Annotated in this window: 23 protein-coding genes; 11 read left to right on the top strand and 12 right to left on the bottom strand. The window is 49.9% G+C overall.

Going from position 1 to position 26,233, the window contains the following annotated elements; all coding sequences use genetic code 11:
• Positions 1-603: PD-(D/E)XK nuclease family transposase (locus G465_RS14135; protein WP_022654072.1), on the top strand; the 603-nt coding region annotated here is incomplete at its 5' end.
• 256 nt (positions 604-859) lie between these two features.
• Here G465_RS14135 and G465_RS0108610 read toward each other — a convergent pair.
• From G465_RS0108610 to G465_RS0108595, 4 genes are all read right to left on the bottom strand, one after another.
• Positions 860-1,168, bottom strand: a complete 309-nt coding sequence (locus G465_RS0108610; RefSeq protein WP_155846518.1) for a hypothetical protein — start codon at positions 1,166-1,168, stop codon at positions 860-862.
• Positions 1,169-1,456: 288 nt separating this feature from the next.
• Positions 1,457-2,404, bottom strand: a complete 948-nt coding sequence (locus G465_RS0108605; protein WP_022654070.1) for a DUF6615 family protein — start codon at positions 2,402-2,404, stop codon at positions 1,457-1,459.
• Positions 2,405-2,678: 274 nt separating this feature from the next.
• The gene (locus tag G465_RS0108600; RefSeq protein ID WP_022654069.1) at positions 2,679-3,419 is read right to left on the bottom strand and encodes a M48 family metalloprotease; all 741 of its coding nucleotides are present in this window, start codon (positions 3,417-3,419) and stop codon (positions 2,679-2,681) included.
• Between the two features lie 102 nt (positions 3,420-3,521).
• A complete protein-coding gene (locus G465_RS0108595; protein WP_022654068.1) occupies positions 3,522-8,321 on the bottom strand; it encodes an NAD-glutamate dehydrogenase in 4,800 nt (1,599 codons plus the stop codon).
• A gap of 197 nt (positions 8,322-8,518) precedes the next feature.
• On the opposite strand from G465_RS0108595, the gene G465_RS0108590 reads away from it, so the two are divergent.
• The gene (locus G465_RS0108590) at positions 8,519-9,487 is read left to right on the top strand and encodes a GlxA family transcriptional regulator (protein ID WP_022654067.1); all 969 of its coding nucleotides are present in this window, start codon (positions 8,519-8,521) and stop codon (positions 9,485-9,487) included.
• 216 nt (positions 9,488-9,703) lie between these two features.
• On the opposite strand, the gene coq7 is transcribed toward G465_RS0108590, so the two are convergent.
• Entirely contained in the window at positions 9,704-10,327 is a 624-nt protein-coding gene (gene coq7, locus G465_RS0108585) for a 2-polyprenyl-3-methyl-6-methoxy-1,4-benzoquinone monooxygenase (protein WP_022654066.1), read from the bottom strand.
• Positions 10,328-10,522: 195 nt separating this feature from the next.
• On the opposite strand from coq7, the gene ppa reads away from it, so the two are divergent.
• The 3 genes from ppa to G465_RS0108570 all read left to right on the top strand — a co-directional run bounded on the left by ppa (position 10,523) and on the right by G465_RS0108570 (position 12,849).
• Positions 10,523-11,050 (top strand): inorganic diphosphatase, encoded by a 528-nt coding sequence (gene ppa, locus G465_RS0108580; RefSeq protein ID WP_022654065.1) that lies wholly within the window; start codon positions 10,523-10,525, stop codon positions 11,048-11,050.
• Between the two features lie 122 nt (positions 11,051-11,172).
• The gene (locus G465_RS0108575; protein ID WP_022654064.1) at positions 11,173-12,075 is read left to right on the top strand and encodes a LysR family transcriptional regulator; all 903 of its coding nucleotides are present in this window, start codon (positions 11,173-11,175) and stop codon (positions 12,073-12,075) included.
• Positions 12,076-12,849: a hypothetical protein gene (locus G465_RS0108570; RefSeq protein ID WP_022654063.1), complete on the top strand. Its 774-nt coding sequence runs from the start codon at positions 12,076-12,078 to the stop codon at positions 12,847-12,849.
• A gap of 4 nt (positions 12,850-12,853) precedes the next feature.
• Here G465_RS0108570 and G465_RS0108565 read toward each other — a convergent pair whose 3' ends face one another.
• Positions 12,854-13,384 (bottom strand): hemerythrin domain-containing protein, encoded by a 531-nt coding sequence (locus tag G465_RS0108565; RefSeq protein ID WP_022654062.1) that lies wholly within the window; start codon positions 13,382-13,384, stop codon positions 12,854-12,856.
• Between the two features lie 35 nt (positions 13,385-13,419).
• Here G465_RS0108565 and ampD point away from each other — a divergent pair, with 35 nt between their 5' ends.
• Positions 13,420-13,983, top strand: a complete 564-nt coding sequence (gene ampD, locus G465_RS0108560; protein WP_022654061.1) for a 1,6-anhydro-N-acetylmuramyl-L-alanine amidase AmpD — start codon at positions 13,420-13,422, stop codon at positions 13,981-13,983.
• On the opposite strand, the gene nosR is transcribed toward ampD, so the two are convergent.
• Positions 13,980-15,290, bottom strand: a complete 1,311-nt coding sequence (gene nosR / locus G465_RS14130; RefSeq protein WP_022654060.1) for a response regulator c-di-GMP phosphodiesterase, NosR family — start codon at positions 15,288-15,290, stop codon at positions 13,980-13,982. The genes ampD and nosR overlap by 4 nt on opposite strands.
• On the bottom strand, positions 15,283-17,163 hold the full coding sequence (locus tag G465_RS15090; protein ID WP_022654059.1) for a PAS domain-containing sensor histidine kinase: 1,881 nt from the start codon (positions 17,161-17,163) through the stop codon (positions 15,283-15,285). Before G465_RS15090 ends, nosR begins: the two co-directional genes overlap by 8 nt.
• A 30-nt stretch (positions 17,164-17,193) precedes the next feature.
• Between G465_RS15090 and G465_RS0108545 the strand changes: the two genes are divergently transcribed.
• From G465_RS0108545 to ruvX, 3 genes are read left to right on the top strand one after another with little or no spacing between them, the layout of a single operon-like run.
• The gene (locus G465_RS0108545) at positions 17,194-18,012 is read left to right on the top strand and encodes a TatD family hydrolase (RefSeq protein WP_022654058.1); all 819 of its coding nucleotides are present in this window, start codon (positions 17,194-17,196) and stop codon (positions 18,010-18,012) included.
• A 17-nt stretch (positions 18,013-18,029) separates the two neighbouring features.
• Positions 18,030-18,596, top strand: coding sequence for a YqgE/AlgH family protein (locus G465_RS0108540; protein ID WP_022654057.1), 567 nt, complete (start codon positions 18,030-18,032; stop codon positions 18,594-18,596).
• A complete protein-coding gene (gene ruvX / locus G465_RS14120) occupies positions 18,596-19,069 on the top strand; it encodes a Holliday junction resolvase RuvX (protein WP_022654056.1) in 474 nt (157 codons plus the stop codon). Before G465_RS0108540 ends, ruvX begins: the two co-directional genes overlap by 1 nt.
• On the opposite strand, the gene G465_RS0108530 is transcribed toward ruvX, so the two are convergent.
• Complete coding sequence (locus G465_RS0108530; RefSeq protein ID WP_022654055.1) at positions 19,052-20,476, bottom strand: cryptochrome/photolyase family protein; 1,425 nt, start codon at positions 20,474-20,476, stop codon at positions 19,052-19,054. The genes ruvX and G465_RS0108530 overlap by 18 nt on opposite strands.
• A gap of 62 nt (positions 20,477-20,538) precedes the next feature.
• On the opposite strand from G465_RS0108530, the gene ylqF reads away from it, so the two are divergent.
• Positions 20,539-21,504, top strand: a complete 966-nt coding sequence (ylqF, locus tag G465_RS0108525; RefSeq protein ID WP_022654054.1) for a ribosome biogenesis GTPase YlqF — start codon at positions 20,539-20,541, stop codon at positions 21,502-21,504.
• A gap of 9 nt (positions 21,505-21,513) precedes the next feature.
• Here the strand turns inward: ylqF and G465_RS0108520 are convergent, their stop codons facing one another.
• Positions 21,514-22,473 (bottom strand): NAD(P)/FAD-dependent oxidoreductase, encoded by a 960-nt coding sequence (locus tag G465_RS0108520; RefSeq protein ID WP_022654053.1) that lies wholly within the window; start codon positions 22,471-22,473, stop codon positions 21,514-21,516.
• 153 nt (positions 22,474-22,626) lie between these two features.
• Between G465_RS0108520 and G465_RS0108515 the strand changes: the two genes are divergently transcribed.
• Positions 22,627-23,850 (top strand): spore maturation protein, encoded by a 1,224-nt coding sequence (locus tag G465_RS0108515; protein ID WP_022654052.1) that lies wholly within the window; start codon positions 22,627-22,629, stop codon positions 23,848-23,850.
• Positions 23,851-23,899: 49 nt separating this feature from the next.
• On the opposite strand, the gene G465_RS14115 is transcribed toward G465_RS0108515, so the two are convergent.
• Complete coding sequence (locus G465_RS14115) at positions 23,900-24,253, bottom strand: H-NS histone family protein (RefSeq protein WP_022654051.1); 354 nt, start codon at positions 24,251-24,253, stop codon at positions 23,900-23,902.
• Between the two features lie 104 nt (positions 24,254-24,357).
• Positions 24,358-25,998 (bottom strand): methyl-accepting chemotaxis protein, encoded by a 1,641-nt coding sequence (locus G465_RS0108505; RefSeq protein WP_081642740.1) that lies wholly within the window; start codon positions 25,996-25,998, stop codon positions 24,358-24,360.
• Between the last annotated feature and the right edge of the window lie 235 nt (positions 25,999-26,233).

Raw genomic sequence — 26,233 nt, 5'->3', positions numbered from 1 at the left:
TTAGAAAGCGGTCAATCCTATCGTGAGATGAAGCATGTGATTTGTATTCATCTGCTGGACTTTGATCTATTTCCCGAACACCCAGAACAAGCATCATGGCGGTTTGAATTACGTGATCAACACATTCCTGATGTCGTCCTTACCAAAGCACAGCAAATCGATATTCTGGAACTAGACAAAGCCGACCGCCTCCAACTGGCCCCAACAGCATTAAAGAATTGGGTCGATCTGTTTGAACATTGGCAGGAGCAACACATCATGGCACAGCTGACACATACCCCAGTAATGACTGTCTTGCAATCGCTAGAGCAAATGAGCCAAACCAAGGAAGAACGGTTACGGGCATTGGCGCGTGAGCGGGCGGTGTGGGATTACAACACTGAGATTCAAGTCGCAGAAGAACGTGGTGAACAGCGAGGTTTAGAAAAAGGCCGTGAAGATGGTATGCAAACATTACTCCGAACGCTGATAGAGGCGCGGTTTGGTCAGCCATTACCGGATTGGGTGTTATCGCGGTTACGGACAGCAACACCAGAACAATTACAGCAATGGGGCATTTCGTTAGCGCAGGCACAACGCTTAGAAGATATTTTTGAAACCTGACCCCCTCCACACCTCCCCCTGAAATCAGGGGGAAGCCGGTGCTGTAGGGATAATAAGCGCAGCGCATCCGCCAAACACCAATCTCGATATGTAACATGGGCACCGGTTTTGTGCCCACCAAATCCATATCACCGAGAACACATCCAAAAAAACCGCCCCACCCAATTCAGGGCGAGGCGGTTCGGTATTACGTACGGCGGTGTTTTGCCATTTTTTACCCATGTTATGGGCACAAAAGCGGTGCACCCTACTGGGCTCAGGTATTCAACACCTGCAAGCCATTCTGCCTAGCTTGTTTTATCTCATACGCCTTGACGGCATCCGCTTGTCCCTGATTCCCTGTCAGCCGACAAAGGACAGTCACCTTGATGGTATGTGCGGAGGCGATGGCCTGGTCAACCCGGGTATTGTTGTGCTTGAGCATGTTGCGAAAATGGGCCTGAACTACTGACTGTTGATAAGGGATTGGATTATCACCCCCGATCGTTGAGGCGCCAACCGTTTCTCGGCGAATGTAAATCGCTTGGTTGTCGATTTCGATTTGAAGAATTCTGAAATCAGTCAATTTAAGGCTCCCTTTTTTGAGAATGAGTAAGGCTCTGAGGTCTTGTAAGAGATAGTGCCTTGCGAGCATCCACCTCAAGCCCCGGTGTGCAGGTGCTTATCTCTGGCGAGATTAGGGGATTTCCAGCGTACCCACCGTGTTGAACTAATTTTTACGTCAAGCCTCTCTTACCATAAAAATAATCAAAAGCCAATTCAAAGTTAAGGTTTGATCAGCAACGTTGCCGTATGTAGGGGCAAGCTCCTGTGCCTGCCCTGTCATAGTCAAGTTTTTCGCCCGCCAAATCCATCACCAAAAAACCGCCCCACCCAATTCAGGGCGAGGCGGTTCGGTATTACGTACAGCGGTATTTTGCCATTGCGATGATGTTGGGTTGCCAAACAACCGGTATCGCAACGCACACCGATGTGGTGAGCACATAAACGTGCCCGCCCTACCGATTTCTGTACCAATTTCTGTCTCAACGAATAAAGTGACTCTATCTGCATCTAAAAGTTGGTCATATCTTTCATCCTCAACATCACCATCAATCCGAAGTAAATGCATGATTTTGTCTGGTAATTTATCAATAACACCAGGTCTAGGGCACTTGCGACTGAACATACCCTCACGTGGATTTAGTTCGCTTTTAAGGTTATCAAAAATATTTTCAGGTAACGACTTACTTGTGTTAGATTTATTTAGCAGCTTGTAAAGTGGAACTAAATACATTGATACTCTTTGTAGAGTTTCTTTTTCACCCTGCCATGGCTTATTTTTTTTCAATTTCAGTATATTATCCAAGGCAACCAAAGAAATACCAAAGTACTCTTTCTTTTCACCAGTATAGCGTAATTTTGGTGTATGATCCCAATATGTATATAAAGCGTACAAAGGAACCATGCTATCTTTCACTGACGAGCGCTTTAGTTTTAAAGCTTGAGGTTGTTTACCGGAAATGTAATGTAGAACTTTATATTCTTCTGTATCAGGTGAGATTACCTTTGCTTGAATTCTAATACCTAAATATTTTTTATTACTATCACTTATAAACCACCAATCCCAGTCAGCTCCGTTCTGAGACTCTTGATGTTTACTAAATGATTTTATCAATATCTGATTAGAGTGAAACATCGATGATAAAAACAGTTGAAATAATTCAGTAATAGTTTCTTCACCAATTCGTGATTTATAATTTTTAGACTTTTTCAGTAGAGCCCAAACATGCATTGAAGAGCATTTAAATACTTGTTTCATTCCAGTACATTTCAAAAAAACTAACCAGATTTCTGCGACAAAGGTAGCGTGTTATCACACAACAGAATCGTCGTATTACAACACGCCGCTCACAACCCATTAAATATCCAAAACGTGAGTTGCATAACCAATGTGATCATACACGGATAATACTGCTATTCTCAATCCCAATATTTCTAGTGAATACTTGTACGCCAAAGAAATCTTGTTAGATGTCTTAGCCAAAGATGGGCACGGGTTTTGTGCCCACCAAGCCACGACCAAACACCAACAATCAACGCAATTTCTGCTCTAAACGTGCAGCACGCGCCCCGGGCGCAGGGTGGCTGGAGAAAATCGTGCTGTTGTTGCCATACTTGCTTTCCAACTTCCGCAAAGCCGTTACCGCACCACCAGTTTTATATTGATTCCGCTGTAAAAACTGCAGCGCAAAATCATCCGCCTCGTTCTCTTGCTTTTGCGAGAACTGCGCGTTCACCAATTTCTCACCTAACGCCCCCAAAGCAGATTGCGACAAAGCCGCTGCCGTACTGCTGCCACTGGCGGCAATCGCTTGTCGCACCGCAGACGTACCGTAGGCCACTTGCAGCGCATTTTTTGAATGTCCCAACACCACATGGCCAATTTCGTGGGCAATCACATAGCGCAATTCATCATCGTTCATTGCGTCCATTAAACCGCTGTAAATACGAATTGAGCCATTTGGCACTGCAAATGCATTCACATCGGACTTCAAATACACTTTGTACTCTAAGCTTTTACCATCAACTTGCCGCCAGTTTTTAGTCAACTGCGCCAAACGCTTCGCGTATTTACTGTTTTTTGCTGCGACTTTTTCTTTGCTGTCGTATTGGCTAATCGTGCGATCACCCAAAGCATGGGCGTCGGCATCAGACAACAATGCCGCTGTTGCCAAACTTTGCCCTGCTGCCACCAAGCCATTGACATTGCCCGACTGACAGCCAGCCAACCCCAACACGGCCACAGCCATCAGCGATATTGCATAGCGTTTCATATTAACCCTTCGATAGATTGCGATTGAAAACGGCATATTCTAAAAAAAACCCCGCCACTCGGCGAGAGTGACGGGGTAGATCGGACAAACAGAGGCAATAGGCTAGACCATCATACGGTTGCTGAGTTCACGCATACCCGCAGACAACATCGCCAAATCCAAAGCAGGATACGCACGCAGCTCAATCAGCATTTGATGACACAGCTCGAGTTCCTCTTGACGATTGGCCAACCAATGCGAGGCAAAATGCCCATCCTGACACGCTTCACACGCCAAGGCTTTTTCAGTCAAACCACGGTGCATACGATACAAGTCATCACGCAAAGCCGACCGTGCCAACGATTGCCAACGGTTATCACGCGGCAACCGTGTAATCGCATCGCGCAGCCAATCGAGTTCCAACGCCTTGCCTAATTGGAAATAGTTTGCCGCGACCACTTCACGATCCAGCTGGCCCTCTTCTGCCAATTCAGCAATATCAAAGAAGGCGGCGGCAAAATCGAGGCGTGAGATTAAAGCAGCCAACTCCGCCGGAACACCCTGCTCTAAACAATGGCGTTCCATTTGCGCCACATTCTCATCATCAGCACTGGCGACTAACGAAGGCAGACTATTCATCAAGGTTTGTACCGAGGCATGATAACGTGCCAACAGAGCAGAAATCGGCTCTTGATGACGACGGTTATGCAGAATCCAGCGCGCCGCACGTTCAACCAATGTTCGTACCCGAATCATCAATTCAACTTGAATATCTGCCGGAATCGCGTTGTCTAAAGCCTCAATGCGTTGCCACAGTGCTTCAGCCGCAAAAATACCATCCGCTGCCCAGAAAGCGCGGGCAATGTCGGCATCGCTGACCCCCATCTCCTCGCGCAAACGGAAAGCAAACGTGATCCCCATACGGTTGACGATGCGGTTGGCCAGTTGGTTAGCGATAATCTCACGTTTAAGGTGATGGTTTTGCATCGCTTCCGCAAAACGCTGTTGCAAAGGCTGTGGGAAATAAGCGGTTAAAATCGGCAAGAAATCTGCTTCATCGGGTACATCCGACGCCAACAACGCCCGATCCAGCGCAATTTTGCTATAGGCCAACAAGACCGCCACTTCAGGTGCGGTCAACCCCTGACGATTGGCGCGGCGTTCGGCAATTTGCTCATCTGACGGCAAGCCTTCTAGCGCACGTTTTAACTCACCGCTCTTTTCCATCGCGGTAATCAAACGGCTTTGGGCGTTTAACATCTGCGCCGAGGAATAGCGATTGATGGCTAAAATCTGGGTTTGCAAATAGTTATTGCGCAACACCAACGAGCCGACTTCTTCCGTCATCTCGGCCAACAAAACATTACGCTGCTTCAGCGTCATATCTCCCGCTGCTACCACACTGCCCAGCAAAATCTTGATATTCACTTCATGGTCAGAACAATCGACCCCCGCCGAGTTATCAATCGCATCGGTGAAGATCAGACCGCCCTTCATCGCAAACTCGATCCGCCCTGCTTGGGTAAAGCCAAGGTTACCGCCCTCACCCACCACTTTCACCCGTAACTGGCAACCATCGACACGCACGGCATCGTTGGTACGGTCGTTTGCCGCGCTATGGGGTTGATGGCTGGCTTTCACATAGGTGCCAATACCGCCGTTGTAGAGCAAATCAGCCGGCGCTTTGAGAATTTCATGGATCAATTCATTCGGCGCCATGCTGTCGCGGTCAGTACCAAGCCATGCTTTGATTTGGGGCGAGAGGGTAATCGACTTCAACTTACGATCAAACACCCCACCGCCTTCTGAAATCAGCGTGGCATCATAATCCGCCCACGAGGAACGCGGCAGGGCGAATAAACGTGCCCGTTCAGCAAAACTGACGCTGGCATTCGGTTGCGGATCGATAAAGATATGGCGATGGTCAAATGCAGCCAACAGGCGAATATGTTGCGATAACAACATGCCGTTGCCGAACACATCGCCCGACATATCGCCAATACCAATCACGGTAAAATCTTGTTCTTGGGTGTTAATACCCAAATGGCGGAAGTTCCGTTTCACCGACTCCCACGCGCCGCGTGCGGTAATACCCATTTTTTTATGGTCATATCCAACCGAGCCGCCGGAGGCAAATGCATCCGCCAACCAAAAGCCATATTGCTCCGATACACCGTTAGCGATATCCGAGAAACTCGCCGTCCCTTTATCCGCCGCCACCACCAAATAAGGATCGTCTTCATCCAAACGAACGGTATCCACCGGCGGTACGATTTGGCCGTTGCAGATGTTGTCAGTCAGGTCTAACAGGCCAGAGATAAACATCTTGTAGCAGGCAACCCCTTCCGCCAACCACGTTTCACGGTCGGCAGGGCTGGCTTGTTTGACCACAAAGCCACCTTTTGACCCCATCGGTACGATCACCGAATTTTTCACCATCTGTGCTTTGACCAAACCCAACACTTCGGTGCGGAAGTCTTCCATTCGATCCGACCAGCGCAAACCACCGCGCGCCACTTTGCTACCACGCAGATGCACCCCTTCTACCCGTGGGCTATACACCCAAATTTCATATAAGGGGCGAGGCAATGGCAGGAAATCTACCTTGCCGGACTCTAGCTTGAACGATAGATAGGCTTTCGGCTGTTGTTCTTTGCGTTGATAGAAGTTGGTACGGCGAATCGCCAAAATTACGGTCAAGAAAGCATTGAGAATTTTATCTTCATCAATGTTTGCCACTTGGGTTAAGGCTTCGCGAATCTCTTGTAACAACAATGCGGCTTGTGCCTCATCGCGTTGAGTTGGGTGTAAGCGAGCATGGAATAAAGCCACCAAACGGCTCGAAATCGCAGCATAGTTTGCCACGCAATGTTCGATATATTGCTGGCTAAAGGTCAGCCCACCTTGGCGTAAGTATTTTGCCAACGCACGGATTAACGTCACCTCACGCCAATCCAAACCTGCGGCTAAGGCCAAGCGGTTAAAGCCGTCGCTTTCCGCCTGTCCAGCGGTAACTTTCAACAACAATTCTTGGAAACGAATCCGAACGGCTTCATCATCCAAGCGTTGTTCATCCGGTGCCACCAAACCAAAATCGTTGATCCACAGTTCGGCACCATCGGCACGAGTAACGCGGTAGGGACGTTCATCGCGCACCCGCACGCCCAGACTTTCTAACACAGGCAAGCTTTCAGACAAGCTCACCGGCTCGCCAAAGCGGAACACCTTGAGATGATGACGGCCTGCATTGCGTTGGAAAGGCCGATACAGTTTGACCGACAGCGATTGTGCGGCGGACAACGCTTCAAGCTGTTGCACATCGAGCACAGCATTACGCGCATCAAATTCTTCACGATAAGCAACGGGGAAGGCATCACGATAGCGATAAAACAGATGATTGCCGTCTTCCTCTCCGCGTGTTTCGATCAAGTGTTGATGTAGTTCCTCACTCCACCCACGCACCACCCGCGCAATCGCAGTTTCTAACAGTGCTTCGTCATAGTCCAAGACATCCGCTGCTGGGGTATGCACGATGTAATGCACCCGCGCCAGTCGCAAATCAGCAATCGCCACACTGAATTCGGCATGAGTGCCATTGAAAGCCTCGAGCAATAAAGCTTCGATTTTTAACCGTACTTCAGTGTTGAAACTGTCGCGGGGGATGAATACCAAACAACTGACATAGCGGTGGTAATGATCTTTGCGTGCAAACAAACGAGTACGCGGACGCTCTTGCAGATTGACCAAACCTTCAGCAATCGGTGTCAGTACCTCGGCAGGGACTTCAAACAACTCATCACGCGGATAAGTCTCTAACACAAAATTCAGGGTTTTGGCTTTGTAACTGTTATCGACATAGTCGAGGGCGGTAAACACTTGGCGGATTTTTTGGCGCAATACCGGAATATCACGGGGCGAGGCATGGTAGGCACTGGCGGTATAGAGACCCAATACACGGCGTTCACCGATGACTTTTCCTTGGGCATCAAAACGCTTAATACCGATGTAATCAAGATGCGCGGCGCGGTGGATGGTGGATAAGGTTTGCGATTTGTTCAATACCAACAAGCGCGGTACGTGGGCATATTCACGCAATGCTTGGGGTAACTGGGCGAAGCTTTCGGAATATTCTTTATCACCTTGATTGCGCAAAATCCCCAAGCCAGAACCGGCCACAATCCGCAGCGCATCGCAGCCATTGGCATCACATACCAAGTCGTAATCACAAAAACCCATCAGCAAAAAGTGATTATCTGCCACCCAACGCAGGTATTCCGCACTTTCGGGGGCTTCTTCATGCTCCATCGTTTGTAACTGATCGGCCAAGGCCAACACTTGCTGCCGCATGGCATCGCCATCGTGTACCACAATTTCCACATCAGTCAGCACCTGCTCCAGCTCGGCGGCCAACTCTGCTAACTGCTCGGGATCGGTAATACGATCGATTTGGGCGTGGATAAACGACTCCAGCGGTAAACTGCGCTGTTCAGCGCGGTGAATAGCGATCGCCTCGCCGGAGGCATCGCGTTCTACTTCTAACACGGGGTGGATGAGCAAATGCAGGGTTAAATTGCGCCGCGCCAGCAACATCGCCAAGGTATCAATCAGAAACGGCATATCCTCATTGACAACCTCAATCACGGTATGGGTGCTTTGCCAGCCGTGGCGTTCAATGTCGGGGTTATACACGCGCACTTTGGTATGACCAAGGTGGCGCTGTTGGGCAAATTCGAGATGAGATAAGGCCGCACCAAACACATCGGCGGCAGTAAAGCGTTTCAGGTCTGCAACTTCGGCTTCTTCGAAATACGCAGGAAACACGGGTGCCAGCCGCGCCGCCTGATCTGGAGGCAAAGATGCGCTTGCTATCGCATCGATATCTGCAATCAGGGCTGACAATTCAGGTTTGATAGAGAAAGACATGAACACCTCGTGAAGTGAGAAGTGGGGTCGCCACTTTGTTATCGCTGTGGGTAATGCGGTAATACAGGCCCACATTCTATTGACGCTTGGTGTCGCCGCATTTCCGTTTTGCGACGTTCCTCGCCACCAGCGCGACGGAAACAGCAGAAACACGCTACACTGCAGCGCCATCGCTCATCGGCCCAGTGGAATTTTCAATGCCTGTGCTTTCTTCTCCTTCTCGCGCGCAACGATATGGTTTTTTATTGTTGCCCCAGTTCTCTTTGTCCAGTTTTGGCTTAGCAGCAGATGTGCTTATGCGCGCTAATCAGCTCGCCGAGCAGCCACTGTACGAATTGTTAACGCTTTCACTGCATAGTAATGAAACGGTACGTGCCAGCTGTGGTTTACCGTGGCGACCTGATTTAGAGTTGGCCTATGCACCACGTTTAGATGCTTTATTTGTGATTGGGGATGAGGCGGGGACCGATACAGAAACGGACGATCTAGCGCGGGGGTTGGGCCAGTTAGTGCCACAGCCGGCATTGATCGGTGCCTTGGGAACAGCCAGTTGGTGGTTAGCACGCGCCGGTTTATTAGAAGGCTATCGCGCCACCATTCATTGGCAAGAAATCCACCGCTTTGCCGAAAGTTTTCCGCATGTTGTGGTGTCATCAAATTTGTTTGAGATCGACCGTGACCGCGCCACCTGTGCCGGTGGTGCGGCAACGCTTGATTTCATGTTAGCTCTGATTTCACAAACACAAGGCAATGATTTTGTAGCACAGCTGTCTGAGCTGTTTAGTATGGAACGGATGCGGCCGGGGAATGAGCGACAGCGCATACCGTTAGCAACGCGGATTGGGGGCAGTCAGCCTAAGTTGACTGAGGCGGTGGCGCTGATGGAGGCGAATATCGAGGAGCCGTTATCAACGGATGACATTGCATATTATGTGGGTTTGTCGCGGCGGCAGTTGGAGCGGTTGTTTAAGCAATATTTAAATACGGTGCCTTCACGCTATTATTTAGAACTACGTCTGAACCGCGCCCGCCAGTTATTGCAACAAACCAGTAAATCGATTGTGCAGATTGGTTTGTCGTGTGGTTTCTCTAGCGGCCCACATTTTTCTAGCACGTATCGCAATCATTTTGGTATCACACCGAGAGAAGAACGCTCAGTGCGTTGAGAAAAATAGATTTTTAACAATTTGGCGAAATCCCGATAGGGACGGGATTTCGCCGGATTGAGTTCAATTTCTCACAGGTAGCCAAATAATCATCCACAGCTTCTTCAAATGCAGCGCGTAACTCGGCAACCGACTCCCCATGAAACCCTACAACATCACGAATCCCTGCAATATGGCCAATAAAACAGCCATCCTCATCACTGTATTCGATGCACCTCAAACGCGATAACTTGCCTGTTTCATCAACTTAGCAGTGATGTGCATGATACCTTTAATCGGTGCAGGAAGGGCGGCGGCGCCGTAGGAATGCGCCATTTCAGCATGTTTCACCTCATCCTCACGCATCTGCGTCAAAATCGCGCGGCTTTTCTCATCTTGTGCTGGTAACGACGCCAAATGCTCATTCAAATGCGCCTCCACCTGATATTCCGTTTCCTCCAGAAACCCCAGATTCCACTTATCGCCTAATATCCCTGCGCCCACCCCAATCGCCAACGAACCCACATACCACAGCGGATTGAACACACTGGTACGACCGCCCAACTCACGAATCCGCTTCTCCGTCCATGCCAAATGTTCGGTTTCTTCCTGTGCTGCATGTTCTAATGCCTGACGCGCTTCAGGATTACGCGCCGTCAATGCCTGACCTTGATACAACGCCTGCGCGCACACCTCACCACAATGATTGATCCGCATCAGCCCAATCACATGCGAGCGTTCGGACTCGCTCAATGGCGCATCAACCAAATGCGCATCAGGATGGGGACGAATACTATGGGCGGGGGCTAACAAAGTCCGCAGGCCTTTATCAAACTCGGTAATCACACGATCTACATTCATCGTTTTTTCTCTTTCCACATGACATTTTTTGTCCATTGACAGCGGACGGTGTGCTTTGCCGCCGCACCTTACACCAAAAAAGCCCGTTTGCCTTTGTGATACGGCAACATTTTTATACTAGACATCTTTATAATCGCAGCCACTTCGCCAACGAAGTCTGTTTATCCCTCACCTAAGAGAGAAAGAGGAGTCACTATGCAATTAAATCAAGTGCCTGCTGGCCGCGACATCCCCAATGACTTTAACGTCATTATCGAAATCCCTGCCAATGCTGCCCCTATCAAATACGAATTGGACAAAGAAACGGGCGCAATCTTCGTGGATCGCTTCATGGGCACTGCAATGTTCTACCCAGCGAACTATGGCTATGTGCCACAAACCTTATCCGAAGATGGCGATCCTGTTGACGTGTTAGTCGTGACCCCATTCCCACTGCAATTGGGTGTGGTGGTGCGTTGCCGTGCCTTGGGCATGCTGAAAATGGAAGACGAATCCGGCATCGACGCGAAATTAGTGGCCGTGCCAGTCGAAAAACTGTGCCCAATGTATAAAGACGTGCAAAAACTGGAAGACCTGCCCCAGTTGTTGCGTGACCAAATCTCCCATTTCTTTGAACATTACAAAGATTTGGAAAAAGGAAAATGGGTTAAGGTGCAAGGCTGGGACGATGCAGAAGCCGCCAAAAAAGAGTTGGTGGATGGCGTCGCTCGCTACCAACCGTAATCCCTCTTGCTTAGCAAGACAAAGAAAGTCGGCCTCCCGCCGGCTTTTTTTGTCGCCACTCATTAAGCAATAATGTTAAATTAAACCAAAAAACGTTCTTTTTTTGCAGATAGGGTAAAACAATGCGACTTTCTTTAGATGCGCTGCTGGTGCTCGATAGCATCGCACGCAATGGCAGCTTTGCGGCAGCGGCTGAAGAATTACATCGTGTGCCGTCTGCCATCACCTACTCTATCCAAAAACTGGAACAAGATCTAGCCATCTGTTTATTCGACCGCAGCGGCCACCGCGCCAAACTCACCGCTATCGGCCAAGCCCTATTAGAAGAGGGGCGGCAATTGTTGGCGTGTGCCAGCCAACTCGAACAAAAAATGCACAGCCTTGCCTCAGGATGGGAGCCAGAACTGCGGATTGCAGTCAGTGATTTATTAGATTTTTCTGCCATACTGGCATCTGTCGCAGAGTTTGACCAATACAATCAAGGAACAAGACTGCGTATTCAACGCGAGGTATTTGGTGGCACATGGGATGCTTTGGTCAATCAACGGGCGGATTTGGTGATTGGTGCCAACGACCATCCACCGGCTGGCGTGTTATCACAACCCTTAGCACAAATTCATTTTGTGTTCGCCGTTCATCCCGATCATCCGCTGTGCCAACACCCACAGCCGCTTTCGGCCAGTGTCATCCGTCGCTATCGTGCCATCGCTGCGGCCGACAGCTCGCGTCAATTACCACCTCGCTCCAGTAGCTTATTAACCGGACAAGAGGTACTCACCGTGCCCACTATCGACGATAAATTAGCTGCCCAATGTGCCGGTTTAGGGGTGGGATTTCTGCCCGAACGCTTGGCGCGGCCAGCGATTGCTGCCGGTCGATTGCGCCAGTTGGATGTCCAAGAAGGCAAACCTTCAACACTATTATTTTGTGGTTGGCGCGAACGCCAACCCAGTCATGCCTTGGCTTGGTTTTTACAACATCTTGCACAGACGTCGATCAGTGCCCGCTTGTGTGGAGAAGCCTGATTGATTGCCGCACGCTGCACGGTGTTAGGCAGTAGCCCGCGCAGTCATTGGATTGCACACCGGCTGAAACTCTCGCCGCCCACACTGTCGTCCCCCCTCGCCAAGCTAACACAACGGGTGGTGTTTGCTGATCAATTAGGCATCGACCAACTGTTGCGCTACCCCAAAGCCCTGTTACAACGTCAACAAGTGTTAGTGGTGGATATCTCTGGCAGTTGGTTTTCTCATTTGGCAAAACGGCGGCAAGCCTTTGGCTATCATCACTATCTATTATGTGATGGATTGTGGACTGATTTTGGGATGCAACACGGCTTTGCTTTCTGTGTCGGAGGCAGTGCACGGGCACAACAACGCGCAGCACGTTTTTTCCATCGCCTCGCGCCATATCGCGGTTTATGGCTGCCCCTAGCGACAGCCGAAGATGCTAGCTTTGCCGCTGTATTGCTCAACAGCGCCTATTATCTGTTGCTCCAAGTCAGCCAAGCACCGCTACATAACCGCGATATCACACTTCCACTAGAAATGGTGTGTCAAGCACTGCATACTCAATTAACTCTGAGTGAACATTTACGCTCGGCATGCCAACACTATTTGCACTACCGCCGCACCACCACCATCAGCACCGGCTTTCCCCTCTTTGTCAGAGAATTACACCACGCTTTGCAACGCCTACCAAATCAGGCACAACTCAGACAACTGTGGCAACAACACCCCCTGCCTGCGCCTTATCAAGACTATTTGCAACGGCTCTTTGAACAACCACAGCCGCATTAGCCCATTAAACGGCAGACCGCCGCCGTGCCGCCATCGGTTGCCCTAACTCTTGCAGTCGAGTGGCTGACAAAAAATCTTTGGCGGCGGTAAACACTTCATTTTCTTCATCCAACGCATGAAGCCGATAACGGCGACAAAAACGCTGTACCCGCGTGCGGCTTAATGCTTGTGCCCGTCCTTGTTGCACGGTTTGGAGTTGTTCGCGCAACACCAACCAACTCATATTGAGTTCCAGATGTTCGGCCAGCAATCGCTCAATCAGCGGGCTATATTGCGGTGCCACCGTTAACAAAGCGGGGAACAAATTTTGCTCCTCATCCGCATGATGCAATGGAGCAGCCACATCGAAATAACGCAAAATGCCGTGGATGGTCTGTATCGTCGCGTCGGTAATCCCGAACTGATCCAAGTGCGCCGGCAACTGCGCCAGCTGGTGGGTAAAATGCCGTACTTTGTCATGGCAAGCCTCGAGCATTTCAATAGGATGATCGAAACTGGGCGCGAGGACTTGTCCTATAGGGGTAATTTGAATCATGATAATTAAATTTATGGCAAAAAAGGGCGGCTAAGATGGTAACCATTGATCGTTTTATTGCATCACCCAACTGTGATGAACGTCCTGATTCAAGCGATATTCCACTGCTGGTGATTCACTATATCAGCTTACCGCCGGAACATTTCTGTGGTGAAGGGATTATTCAATTATTTACCAATCAACTCGACCCTAACGCCCACCCCTACTACGCGGCGATTGCCCATTTACGCGTCTCGGCACATTTTTTGATTCGGCGTGATGGTGAGCTGATTCAATTTGTTGCCACCGAACAACGCGCTTGGCACGCTGGGGTGTCACAATGGCGTAGGCGCGAACGCTGTAATGATTTTTCGATTGGGGTTGAATTAGAAGGATCGGGTGATGTGCCATTTACGGATGCACAATACCAGCGCCTTGCGACGCTGGCGCAACAGCTCAAGCAACAACACCCTAGCCTGTGTGCGATGACCGGCCACCAACACATCGCCCCCACCCGCAAACAAGACCCTGGCCCCTATTTTGATTGGGCACGCGCAGAAAGCGTGATGGGTTTGCCTTTTTGCGATAATCAGCAACCAGCGCACCACGAACACGCTTAATGCAGTATTTCTCCCCTCGAAACAGGGTCGCTGTGGCGATAGATAGACAGCACGAGCCGTTTGTTTTCGATGCTTTCATATTCACAAATCTGGCGGATGGTTCGTTCTTCGAGGACAAAATCCGCCGCCAGTAGCAACACCCCATCGCGACTGAATAAATCGCGGGCGAGGATCATCCCCGGCAACAAGTTAATCGAATAGAGCTCGACAATTTCTGTCTCTGGCGTGGTCTGGGGTTGTTCCGTAAACAGGGCATTAAACGCCGCCACCACTGCTGGGTCGTAGCGCATACCTGCACCTTGTAAGATGCGTTTTCTGGCTTCGTTTTCTGAATAACTGACTTCTTCCAACATCCCATCTTGCCACGCGTAAAAGTCGCTGGCGACAGCCAACACTCGCGCCCCCAGTGGAATTTGCATGCCTGCTAAACCTTCGGGAACGCCTTGGCCGTTGAAATGTTCACAGTAAGCGCGGATGAGACGGGCGGTTTCGGCTAATTCTTCCAAACCCATCAAAGCTTGTTGGCCTTTCAGCGGATGTTTGGCCCACAGTTGTTTTTCTTCAGCACTGAGTTGAGACACCGGCTTACTGAGTAGGCGATCTGGTAGGCTGATTTTGCCGAGGGTATGCAACAAACCAGCAAGGAAAATATCTTGGGTGGCCTTGTGGTCGATGCCCAACTGTCCTGCAATCCGGCGTGCCAGTGTAGCTACTCGCCGTGAAAAGCCGGCGCTATGGCCATCGCGCAATTCGATAAGATGTGAGAACACATGAATCGAGCTGATGAAATTTTTCTTCAAGCGTTCGTGCGCGCTATGCAGCTCGGCGGTACGCGCTTTGACTTTATCTTCTAGGCTGGCATTGAGTTGTTTAAGCTGTTCATTTTGTTGTTGAGTCAGTGCTTCTAAACGGTTTTTTTCCCGCAATAACGCCTGTTTTTCTAAACCATCTTGCACTGTGAGTAACAAATCTTGATCGTTCCACGGTTTGGCTAAATAGCGGTAAATTTCACCTTGGTTAATCGCCGACACGGTCGAATTGAGATCAGAATACCCAGTGAGTAACATGCGCAACGTGTTTGGCCAGCGGCGTAACACTTCTGCTAAAAAAGTCGCGCCGTCCATTTCCGGCATCCGCATGTCGGAAATCACCACATCAACCTGCCCTTGTTCCTGTTCGAGGATCGCCAAGCCTTCGGCACCGCTTTGTGCGGTCAATAAACGATAACCCGTGGGCCGAAAGAGCCGCCGTAAGGCAGACAGAATATTGGCTTCATCATCGACACATAACACCGTAAAATTAGACATGAGGCGGTTCCTCCATTGTTGCTTGGTTGATGGGTAGGATAATTCTGAATAGGCTGCCTATGCCGGCTTCACTTTCTAATTCGATCCGACCATGATGGTTTTGAATAATTCCAAACGATAACGACAGCCCCAAACCTGTCCCTTGACCGACTGGCTTGGTGGTAAAAAATGGATCGAAAATCCGCGTTTGTAGTTCTTTTGGAATGCCACAGCCGCTGTCCTGAATTTCAATCGCCACATGCTGCGGATCGAATAAACGGGTGGTCACGGTGATTTGGCCGCGTTTGTTGCCGTTCATCGAATGGGCAGCATTGACCAGTAAGTTCATAAACACTTGGTTCAACTGCGATGGCACACATTCCACCAGCGGAATATCACCATAGTCACGGATCACATCCGCTTTATATTTGATTTCATTATGGGCGATATTCAGCGTGCTATTTAGCCCTTGGTGTAAATCGACTTTCTCCCAACTCTGTGCCCGATCAATCCGAGAAAAATCTTTTAAGTCCTGCACAATTTTACGGACACGAATCACGCCTTCATTCGATTCGCGCAATAAATCGGGCAAATCAGCGCGCAGATAGACCAAATCTTTGTCGGTGCACACAGCTCGGGCGGTTTCGGCCACCGGATGATCTAAGGGCAGGGCCGAGAGGCATTGCTCTAGGCTATCAATGATGGCGAACAAATCTTCTAAATAGCGCCCCAACGAAGCTAAATTCGATTGGATATAACCGACTGGGTTATTGATTTCATGGGCGACACCGGCGGCAAGTTGCCCAATCGATGCCATTTTTTCAGACTGCAACAGCTGCTGTTGTGCCTCTCGCAACAATACGTTGAGTTTGGTGAGTTCTTCATTCCGCCGCCGCAACTCACCCTCGGAGGCTTTCCGGCGCACAATGTCTTTTTCTAATTCCGACTTGGCAACACTGAGCTGTTTTGTCCGTTGTTCAACTAAATACTCCAATTCACTGTGGGCGCGGGTTAAAGCTTGTTCGGCTTGTTTGCGCTCGGTGACATCTTGCAAAGTTTCAATCGCACCGATCAAATAACCATCGGTGTCGAACAACGGAGCGGCGGTAAGGAATAACCAACGACCGGAGGGGCCAAGGTGGCGGAAAAAGCCTTCGGCTTCATACGCTCCTTCAATCAAAGAAGAATAACGCCGGCCTTTGATATACAAGCCATTCGATTCATCCAATGGCAACCCTTCGATGATTAAATCAGCCAACACCAAGCGTGGTTGGGGGTAGAACGGTTGCCATTGTTTTTGTGTGCCGACCATTTCTTTGGCACTAAAACCAGTGATGTATTCACAGGCGCGGTTCCAATGCGTGATGGTATGGCTTAAATCCAGTACGAAAGTTGGCACAGGGCCATCTTCAATAATCTGATCTAACAGCTTGGCGCTACGCAGTTGCGCTTGTACGGCGGACTGCCGTTGTCGAATTAACGAGGTGATATCCGAACCAATGGCGGCGTAGCCAATTTCGCCTTCACTGTCAAAAAAGGGGAAAATGTGCAACTGCAGGTAAAACAACTGGCCGTTTTTACTGCGATTGGCTAATTGACCGTGCCAACTGGCGCCGGCGCTGAGGGTTTCCCACAAGGTTCGGAACACATCGGGGGAATGTAAACCCGAGCGCAGGACACGATAAGAGCGCCCTAACAACTCATCGCGACGATAGCCACTGAGATGACAAAAAGCCTGATTGACATAACACATGCGGCCTCGGCTATCGCTCAAACTCAATGGTAAATGCTCATTAAACAGCATATACCCCAGTTGTTGCCGGACGGTGGCGGGTAATTCGACCTCTTGCGCCAAATTTGCCAAGGAACACGTTAAATTTAGATGGATGGGCATAATGTCTTCCTCACATGCCGGACAGGGCGAATGATGCCGCCGATTTTTCTTATTGATACCCACTGCCATCTTGATGCAGAGTGTCTTTTTTCTCAACATGCAGCGGTAATGTCAGCCGCTTTTGCTGCTGATGTCAGACAAATTGTGGTTCCTGCGGTCAGTGCCGCCCACATCACACGCCAACAGTGGTTGCAACAGCATTATGGTTGTGCCGTTGCGTATGGTTTGCATCCATTAGCCGTCGGCTGTCGGGAAGACAATACACAACACTTAACGCAGATTGCGGAGGTGCTGCAATCGGGGCAGGCGTGTGCGGTGGGGGAAATTGGTTTAGATTTTTATCATGGGCAAGAGGATGCCGAAGAACAAGAATGGGTTTTTGTGCAGCAATTAAAGTTAGCACAGCAACACCACTTACCAGTGCTATTACATAGCCGTCGGGCGGTCGATCGAGTGTTAAAATATCTGCGCCGTTATCCGGTGGTGGGCGGTATCGCCCATGCTTTTAATGGTAGTGAACAGCAAGCCGAGGCTTTTTTACAGTTAGGGTTTAAACTGGGCTTTGGTGGGGCGATGACCTTTAGCGGCTCACACCGTATCCGCCGCTTGGCGACCAATTTACCGCTGTCGGCGGTGGTGTTAGAAACCGATGCGCCGGATATGGCGCCACAATGGGCACAAGGTCAGGTTAATCAACCTGCTAATATACGGCGTTTTGCCGCCGAGCTGGCCGATTTACGCAAGATGGAATTGACTGCGCTAACCCAAGCTTGTCTGGTAAATACTTGGCAAGCCCTGCCTAAGCTGGCAGTGGGTTCTTTGTTGTCGATTGCCACGCCATCAACTTAAAAACAGGTTATGTCACTATGTCCACCTTTTCTCTGGCTAATCATTTTTTGATTGCAATGCCGAATATGACCGACCCGCTTTTTGCAAAAAGCGTGGTCTATCTGTGTGAACATACAGAGAACGGCGCGATGGGGGTGGTATTAAACCGACCATCAGAAATGACGCTGTCTGTATTATTTGAACAAGTAGGACTCCATCTCGGTCGTCCCGAGTGGGAGAATCTGCCGGTTTATTTTGGTGGCCCCGTCCAAACGGATCGCGGCTTTGTGTTGCATCAACCCGCTGGTGAATGGCAATCGAGCTTGCAAGTGACCGACCACACGGCACTGACCACTTCACGCGATATCCTCAATGCAATGGTCGAGGGCGGCGGGCCTGAGCGGCTGTTTTTATGTCTCGGTTATTCTGGCTGGGATGCTGGACAACTGGAACACGAGCTGGCGCAAAATGCGTGGTTAAGTGTCGAAGCACCTGCTGATTTAGAGCTGATTTTCGATTTGCCATCGGAACATCGCTTTAATGCCGCGATGTCCTTATTGGGGATCGATATGTTGTCGTTATCCGATCAGGTGGGGCACGCTTAATGCAAGTCAGTGGCGGTGTGTTGGCATTTGATTTTGGTGAACAACGAATTGGCATTGCCACCGGCGATACTTTAGTCGGCATTGCTCATCCACTCGAAACCGTGCACGGGGCAGAAACCGAGCCCCGCTTTCAACGCATTGCCCATCTCATCGCAGAATGGCAACCCAACGCCCTTGTGGTTGGCCTACCCACCCACGCCGATGGTACGCCACATGAGATGACGCGTTTAGCGGTGCGCTTTGCACGGCGGTTAGCAGGGCGGTTTGGCTTAGCAGTCTTTTTGGTGGATGAACGCCACAGTTCTTTAGTCGCCGAGGCGTTGTTAAAAGAAGTAGGTGTGCGCGGACGCAAACAAAAACCTGCGCTCGACCAAGTGGCGGCGCAGGCGATTTTGCAAAGTTTTTTTGATGCGCCAGCGATGGCGATTGCTGTCAACGACTACGTTTTATCCCCCTCAACCCCGCTCGAATAAGGCCAGTGCCCGCAGGCGTTGTGCGGCATGGTCAACAATCGGGTGCGGGTAATCGCGCCCCAAGCGGAAACCCAAGGGCAGTTGTTTGGCTTGCCACGGGGCATGAATCGCTTTGTCGTCTAAATGGGCGAGTTCAGGCACATAACGGCGAATAAACTGCCCTTTCGGGTCGAATTTTTGTGATTGGGTGATCGGATTGAAAATGCGGAAATACGGTTGTGCATCACAGCCGGTTGACGCCGCCCATTGCCAACCCCCGTTGTTAGCAGCAAGGTCGTAATCTAATAACCAACGGGCAAAGTGTGCTTCGCCCTTGCGCCAATCGATCAGCAAATCCTTCACCAAAAAGCTGGCGGTAATCATCCGCAGGCGGTTATGCATCCAACCTACTTGTTGTAGCTGCCGCATGGCGGCATCGACAATCGGATAACCTGTTCGCCCTTCACACCACGCAACAAAATGCGCCTCCTCGCCTGGGAACACCAAATCCTGATATTCGGCTTTAAAACTATGTCCGCTGGCAACATCAGGACGGTGGTAGAGAATCTGTTGATAAAAATCACGCCAAATCAATTCATTTAACCAGCCCTCTGCACCCTCGCCACCACGCTCAAAGGCCGTCCGTGCCAATTGTCGAATCGATACCGTACCAAAACGAATATGGGCAGATAAATACGACACCCCTTTCACTGCTGGGAAATCCCGCGCTTGTTTATACAGCGACATGCGCGGCAGGAAGTCTGCCCATAGTTGCTCACCTCCGCTCATTCCGGTTTTGACATGCAGCACCGCAAAATCACAGGCGCTAAAACCCAAATCGGCCACGCTCGGTAGTGGCGGAACATTAGGGTGTTGCCATAGTGCGCTGCGATGATGTTCCACCGGATAGCTTTGCAATAACTCGGCAGTGATGTTTTTCAGCCAGCTATTTTTATAGGGTGTAAAAACGCTAAAAGGTTTACCGGCTTGAGTAAGCAACTCGGCCCGTTCAAAAATCACATGGTCTTTATCATCAAAAAATGCACAGCCTTGTGCGGCCAAAGCCTGTGCAACAACACCATCGCGGGCAATGGCCGAGGGATCATCATCACGATTACAAAATACCGCTTGCGCTTGGTAATGCGCAGCTAAGCGGGGGATTTCGGTTTTAGCATCGCCATGCACGACACACAGCGCAGAACCTTGTTGCCGCAAGGCTTGATCGAGCTCGGCCACCGCCTGCCAAATAAACGAAACACGTCGGTCATCGCACGGCAGATGAGCCAAAATCGTGCTATCAAACACAAATACACACAGCACTTGTTCGCTCTGTTGTAAGGCATGGAATAAAGCAGCGTGATCAAAATCACGCAAATCTCGACGAAACCAACACAGGCTACGTTGATAAGAAGCCGGAACAACAGCCATTAAAATTCTCCTGAATTGAGTCTAAACCGTTAAAATCGCATCATTTTTCGGAGCAAGTCCCCGTGATTCAATGGTTTCCTGGCCACATGCACAAGGCACGCAAGGCCTTTCACGAGCGTTTATCTGATACCGATGTGGTGATTGAAATGGTGGATGCCCGTCTGCCGCGTTCATCGTCTAACCCGATGTTGGAAGAATTGGTGTTAGGGCGAAAGCCTTTGCTGAAAGTCTTAAATAAACAAGACCTCGCCGACCCCAGCGTGACCCAACAATGGTTACATTGGTTTGCCTCACATGAAAAAACCCAAGCCATCGGTTTGGATTATCACGAGCGCGCACCAGCACGCCGCATTTTAGAGGCCAGTCGCAGCCTCGCTCCGCATCGCGCCAGCTTTGATAAACCCCTGCGGTTGATTATTTGTGGGATTCCCAACGTCGGTAAATCCACACTGATTAACACCCTCACTGGCCGTAAAGTGGCAAAAACCGGCAATGAACCCGCCATCACCAAAACACAACAACGGGTGGAACTCGACGAAAACGTCACCTTGTGGGATACCCCCGGCATGTTGTGGCCGAAAATCGAGCATCCTTTCTGTGGTGATATGTTGGCAGCAAGTGGCGCTATTGGCCGCAATGCCTTAGATGAAGAAGGCGTTACCCTTAGCCTATTGACCGTCTTAGCCCAACGCTATCCACAGGCCCTGTGCGAACGCTACCAACTGACAGAATTGGCGGCGACTGATTTTGAGCTGTTCGAGCAAATTGGCCGCCGCATGGGGACTGTGCGCGCTGGCGGTCGGATCGATGCTCAAAAAGCGGCAGAACGCTTGTTAACCGATTTCCGTGATGGTCGGATTGGGCGCATTAGCCTAGAAACCCCGCAAGATTGGGAACGCATCAGCCAAGAAATTCAAGCACAACGCGAGGCGGAAGCGGCTGCCCGTGCCGCACAGCCACAACCCAAACGTAAAAAATCACGGGCAGCACGCTTGTTAGCAGAAGATGACGATACTGCCGCCAGCTAACTGCGCATTTTAGGCACTGGTTAACACGGTTTGCGCCACCGCTTGACCGGATAAGAAAGCGTGTTCAACTCGGTCACCTAAACACCAATCACCGGCAATGCCCAAACGTAACGCACGATCAAATAGGCAAGCTTGGCCTAAGGCGCGTGCCGTGCGGGCATAACGCCAACGGTGCACCGCAACCGCTTCGACCGGCCCTTGCACCACCTGTTGCATGGCTGCGGTTAACGTGGCTTGTACCCAATCAGTGGCATGGTGGAGATGTTGTTCTGCCCAATCACCGCGACTGTGGGCCACCCAATTCAGGCTGTCATGTCGGCCGGGTTTGCTGACTTCATGCGCCACCCACGCCAACGGGCTGTCATTATCAATAAACGCGGCATCAAACGCCGGTTTGGCTTCGCTTTGGGCCAATAAACTCCAACATGCGGTCATGTGGACGTTTTGCTCGATATCAGCGGCAAAATGATGAACACCAGAGAGTAAGGCCACCGCTTGTGGGGCCGGAATAGCCAAAATCAGACCATCAAAGCTTTGCGTACTGCCATCATCGAGAAACACGCGCCAATTACTGCCGGTGGGTTCAATTTGTTGTACCCGATGCCCACGCTGGCAATTCAAACCTTCAGCTAAAAATCGTCCTAAAGCACTCATGCCGGGCACACTGACGTAGCGGTCGTCAGGGTAGGCATCCTCAACACCCTGCTGGGTGAGGTGAACTAATTTCCCCGGCCACACTTCTACCGCGCCTTCTTCGCGCCAAGCAGCGGCTTCGGTAATAAAAGCCGGATGCCGTACAGTAAAAAAGGCCGCACCGTGGTCGAATTGCCCAGTTTCACCACGACGGGTACTCAATCGCCCACCTAAACCACGGCCTTTTTCAAACACAGTGACCTGTAAACCCGCTTCGTCTAATGCTCGGGCGGCGGTTAACCCCGCCATCCCTGCGCCAATAATCGCAATATGCACCGCTGTACTCCTTGTTATCGCCCACCCGCAGCGTGGTCGTGTTGTGGGACAATTCCCCCTGCTCAACAGGGTTTCCATCCAAGATTTGAGTCATTACACCATATTTTGTTCTAGACAAAAACTAAACATTTTTACATGAGGAAAAACCACACCATGTTAAATATTTTGTGGCCAGCCTTTTTTTTGCTTGCTGCGATAGCCGCACTCGGCAACTGGTGGCAGGGTGATGCCGAAGTTTTTACGCGCATGATGACTGCGCTATTCGATATGGCAAAAACCAGTATTGAAATTTGTATTGCGCTGGCCGGCAGCTTGGCATTGTGGATGGGGTTTTTAATGATCGCAGAACGAGCCGGCCTGATGAATGGATTGGCGCGGCTCTTGGCGCCCTTGTTTCGCCGCTTGATGCCAGAAGTACCGGCAGGACATCCGGCATTGGGCTTATTGACCATGAACTGTGCCGCCAATGTTTTAGGGCTGGATAATGCCGCGACCCCAATTGGCTTAAAAGCCATGCGTGCATTACAAGAACTCAACCCGACTCCCGACACAGCCACCAATGCACAAATTTTGTTTTTGGTGCTCAATGCTTCTTCACTGACCTTATTACCCGTGACCATTTTTGTCTATCGCGCCCAACAAGGGGCTGTCGATCCTGCTGCGGTTTTTCTACCAATTTTGTTAGCCACCAGTGCTTCTAGCCTAGCAGGATTATTTGCGGTTGCCGTCGTGCAACGGCTGAAATTTGACTGGGTCATGTGGGGCTATGTATTAACAATCGGTGCAGTGCTGGCACTTTTGATGTCGAGCTTAGCGACACTACCAGCGGCTGTATTAACAGAAGTCTCCTCATTAACCGGTAATCTGGTTTTATTTTCTATTCTATTAGGATTTTTATCCTATGCCTTTTATCAAAAAATAGCGGTTTATGATGCGTTTATTGAAGGTGCGAAGGGCGGTTTTGAGATAGCTATCCAACTGTTGCCATATTTAGTGGCGATGTTGGCCGCGATTGGGGTATTGCGTGCCAGTGGCGCGTTAGATTGGGCACTCAGTGGTATCCGTTATATTGTAACGCTATTTAATGGTGATATTCGTTTTGTTGATGCCTTACCCACTGCATTGATTAAACCCTTTTCAGGCAGTGGAGCACGCGCCATGATGATTGAAACCATGAAAAACTTTGGTGTAGATAGTTTCGCCGGCCGATTGGCCGCCGTAATCCAAGGCAGCACCGAAACCACCTTTTATGTATTGGCTGTTTATTTTGGTGCCGTCGGTGTTCGTTACACCCGCCACGCGATTCCCTGTGCTTTATTTGCTGATTTATGTGGCGTGCTTGCCGCAATTGCGGTGTGTTATTGGTTTTTTGGTTAAAAAAAACCGCTGCACAAGGCAGCGGTTTGATCGGCTTGATACGCTGAAATTATTTGATCAGCAAATCATCACGCGAACGGCCTTGTTCTTCCCATTGCACCATCCATAATGGCGAACGGCCGCGACCGGTCCAAGTCACAGAAGGATCGGTTGGGTGATGATATTTTGGTTTAACTGGTGCACGAGTTTCATCACCGAAACGACGACCATTATCCAAACGTGCCAAATCATCTGTGCTCAAACCAGCGATATTCATCAACTGATTAATCTGAGCCAACACTTGACGGCGGCTTTGCAGACGACGTTCGTCAATATGTGCTTTCAGTTCTTTTTCAACGGATAAAGCATCTTCCAAAGACAATTCTCTGATTTGTTCTACCAGATTTTCTAAGTTTGCGGACATTGAGTTTTCCTTCGTAAGAGAGTCATAAAACTATCACCGTCTAATTAAAGCCAAAATATCTACTGAAGGCAATAGCAAACTAAATAAAAATGTGATTTTTGTTGTTACTGGAATTCAACTGGACGATGATAAAACGCCAAACAGGCCCGCAAGGCGGTTTCTTGTGCCGCAGTCAATTTAGAAAACTGCAAACCGTAAATATTCGAATCACCAATGTTTTTTGCCGGTTGTACCCATGCCACTTTGGCCTCTAATTGCAACGGTTTTTGATTTTGGTAGGCATCTAAAGACTGTTGTGGTAAGAACAATTCGAGCTTGACTAACTCATCACTTTTTAATTCCGCAATACTCGCAATTCGAATGCCAGAAATACTTAAATCCAAAGTGGCTGCTTCAACATTTTCCCCATGATGAAGTACCCGCGCCAATAGCGGCGTATCTGAACGAGGATGGCGGCGTTTTTCATGGTTGGCGGGTTGTGCTTTGACTTTGCGGTTTAAGACAAAACCGGCCATGGTTTGATTGAGCTGCTCACTAATACGGAAAATCGTATCGCCAATGCTGGCTGTGGTCGCTACTTTAGAAGACGATTCACGCAAGGTAGTAAACAGGGCCGCCAGTGTTTCCTCTAGACGGTCGAACTCGCGCATTTGTTCTTCACTGGCACCCGTGATATGACGACTTCCTTCTGCTGTGCGCGCAATCTCACCAACCATATTTTCAATCACGGCCACTGTTGACGCAGCAACCTCACGGCTACTCTGCACGCCTTCCACCACTGAGTGCATGGAATCAGTGACCTGAACCACACTCTCATTAAGAGACGTGATAATCCGGTTGACTTCTTCCGCAGACGACGTCGAACGCTCAGCCAATTTTCGTACTTCATCTGCCACTACCGCAAAACCACGCCCTAATTCCCCTGCTCGTGCTGCCTCAATCGCTGCATTTAACGCCAACAGATTGGTCTGACCAGCAATTTCTTTAATGGTTGAGATAATGTCGTTGATTTGACTTGTGCTGGCTTCGAGTTCGGCAATTCGCTGTGACGCAGTAGCGACCTGTTGTGATGTTTGTTCTAGGCCATCAATGTTGCGCTCGACCGACTCAATCCCTTCACGGCCACGGTTTTCTAACTCAATAGCGCGACCTGCTGCTTGCTGTGCTTGTTCTAACACTTGACTGGCAATGGCCTGCAAACTTTTGGTGGCGGCGCTGACTTCTGACGAACGTTGTTCCTCTTTTTCGCTGACTTCAGCAATTTCACGCGCAAGGGTGGTGACTTGATAGGCCGATTGATTGACTTGGCGGCCACTGTCTTCGATCTGCCCCAGAATTGCTGCCATTTTTTGCCGCATGACTTCAAAGCTGACTTGAAGCTCACCCACCTCATCTTCTGCTGTGGCAGGGACTGCATGGGTTAAATCGCCTTTTTGCATGGCAGCTAAGGCATCACGTAGTGCCAAAATCGGTTGCACAAATAAACGTGCTGCTAAACCAATCACCACAAATTGCACGGCAAACTCTAAACCTGACTCCCAGATGGCATGGATAATCCATTGTTGGCGTTCTGCTTCTAAAGAAGCAATCAAACTTAATGACGCCCCACCTTGTCGAGCAATATCAATCATATTGTCAAGTTCATACACCGCTAATACACGGTTGTAGACAGTGGTAATCATCGTAACTAGGAAAAACCCTAGCTGGAGTTTCCAACGAACACTGAGACGAGAAAACCATTTCATAGAACCTCCGCAAGGAAACCCGCGATTTCAATCGCGGTAGGAATTGCGGGTGCGTGAAGCGCACCCTGTGGTAAAATCAAGCCACTTGCATTCAAGTCGCTGTGCATGGCTCCCAATCCAATGGTGCGCACCGAAGTTTTCGGTGGCCGGCATCCCAGGTTACCGCAAAGCGGTGGGAGCACAGGATCTGTAGCCGTTCTCCACCGAGGCGCTAATATCGGTGGATTGGCGAGAC

It is taken from the genome of Aquaspirillum serpens DSM 68 (assembly GCF_000420525.1).
In the GTDB taxonomy this organism is placed as follows: domain Bacteria; phylum Pseudomonadota; class Gammaproteobacteria; order Burkholderiales; family Aquaspirillaceae; genus Aquaspirillum; species Aquaspirillum serpens.
The sequence above is the reverse complement of the archived record's forward strand: the minus strand, read 5'-3'. Positions and strand labels throughout refer to the sequence as shown.

Excerpts from the sequence above, each read along its gene's own strand:
- G465_RS0108505 (WP_081642740.1), bottom strand. The coding sequence starts at position 25,998 with ATGAAATGGTTTTCTCGTCTCAGTGTTCGTTGGAAACTCCAGCTAGGG.
- G465_RS0108515 (WP_022654052.1), top strand. The coding sequence starts at position 22,627 with ATGTTAAATATTTTGTGGCCAGCCTTTTTTTTGCTTGCTGCGATAGCC.
- G465_RS0108605 (WP_022654070.1), bottom strand. The coding sequence starts at position 2,404 with ATGAAACAAGTATTTAAATGCTCTTCAATGCATGTTTGGGCTCTACTG.
- G465_RS0108540 (WP_022654057.1), top strand. The coding sequence starts at position 18,030 with ATGTCCACCTTTTCTCTGGCTAATCATTTTTTGATTGCAATGCCGAAT.
- G465_RS0108595 (WP_022654068.1), bottom strand. The coding sequence starts at position 8,321 with ATGTCTTTCTCTATCAAACCTGAATTGTCAGCCCTGATTGCAGATATC.
- coq7 (WP_022654066.1), bottom strand. The coding sequence starts at position 10,327 with ATGAATGTAGATCGTGTGATTACCGAGTTTGATAAAGGCCTGCGGACT.
- nosR (WP_022654060.1), bottom strand. The coding sequence starts at position 15,290 with ATGTCTAATTTTACGGTGTTATGTGTCGATGATGAAGCCAATATTCTG.
- G465_RS0108565 (WP_022654062.1), bottom strand. The coding sequence starts at position 13,384 with ATGATTCAAATTACCCCTATAGGACAAGTCCTCGCGCCCAGTTTCGAT.
- G465_RS14115 (WP_022654051.1), bottom strand. The coding sequence starts at position 24,253 with ATGTCCGCAAACTTAGAAAATCTGGTAGAACAAATCAGAGAATTGTCT.
- ruvX (WP_022654056.1), top strand. The coding sequence starts at position 18,596 with ATGCAAGTCAGTGGCGGTGTGTTGGCATTTGATTTTGGTGAACAACGA.
- ppa (WP_022654065.1), top strand. The coding sequence starts at position 10,523 with ATGCAATTAAATCAAGTGCCTGCTGGCCGCGACATCCCCAATGACTTT.
- G465_RS0108590 (WP_022654067.1), top strand. The coding sequence starts at position 8,519 with ATGCCTGTGCTTTCTTCTCCTTCTCGCGCGCAACGATATGGTTTTTTA.
- G465_RS0108545 (WP_022654058.1), top strand. The coding sequence starts at position 17,194 with ATGATGCCGCCGATTTTTCTTATTGATACCCACTGCCATCTTGATGCA.
- G465_RS0108600 (WP_022654069.1), bottom strand. The coding sequence starts at position 3,419 with ATGAAACGCTATGCAATATCGCTGATGGCTGTGGCCGTGTTGGGGTTG.
- G465_RS0108575 (WP_022654064.1), top strand. The coding sequence starts at position 11,173 with ATGCGACTTTCTTTAGATGCGCTGCTGGTGCTCGATAGCATCGCACGC.
- G465_RS15090 (WP_022654059.1), bottom strand. The coding sequence starts at position 17,163 with ATGCCCATCCATCTAAATTTAACGTGTTCCTTGGCAAATTTGGCGCAA.
- ampD (WP_022654061.1), top strand. The coding sequence starts at position 13,420 with ATGGTAACCATTGATCGTTTTATTGCATCACCCAACTGTGATGAACGT.
- G465_RS0108530 (WP_022654055.1), bottom strand. The coding sequence starts at position 20,476 with ATGGCTGTTGTTCCGGCTTCTTATCAACGTAGCCTGTGTTGGTTTCGT.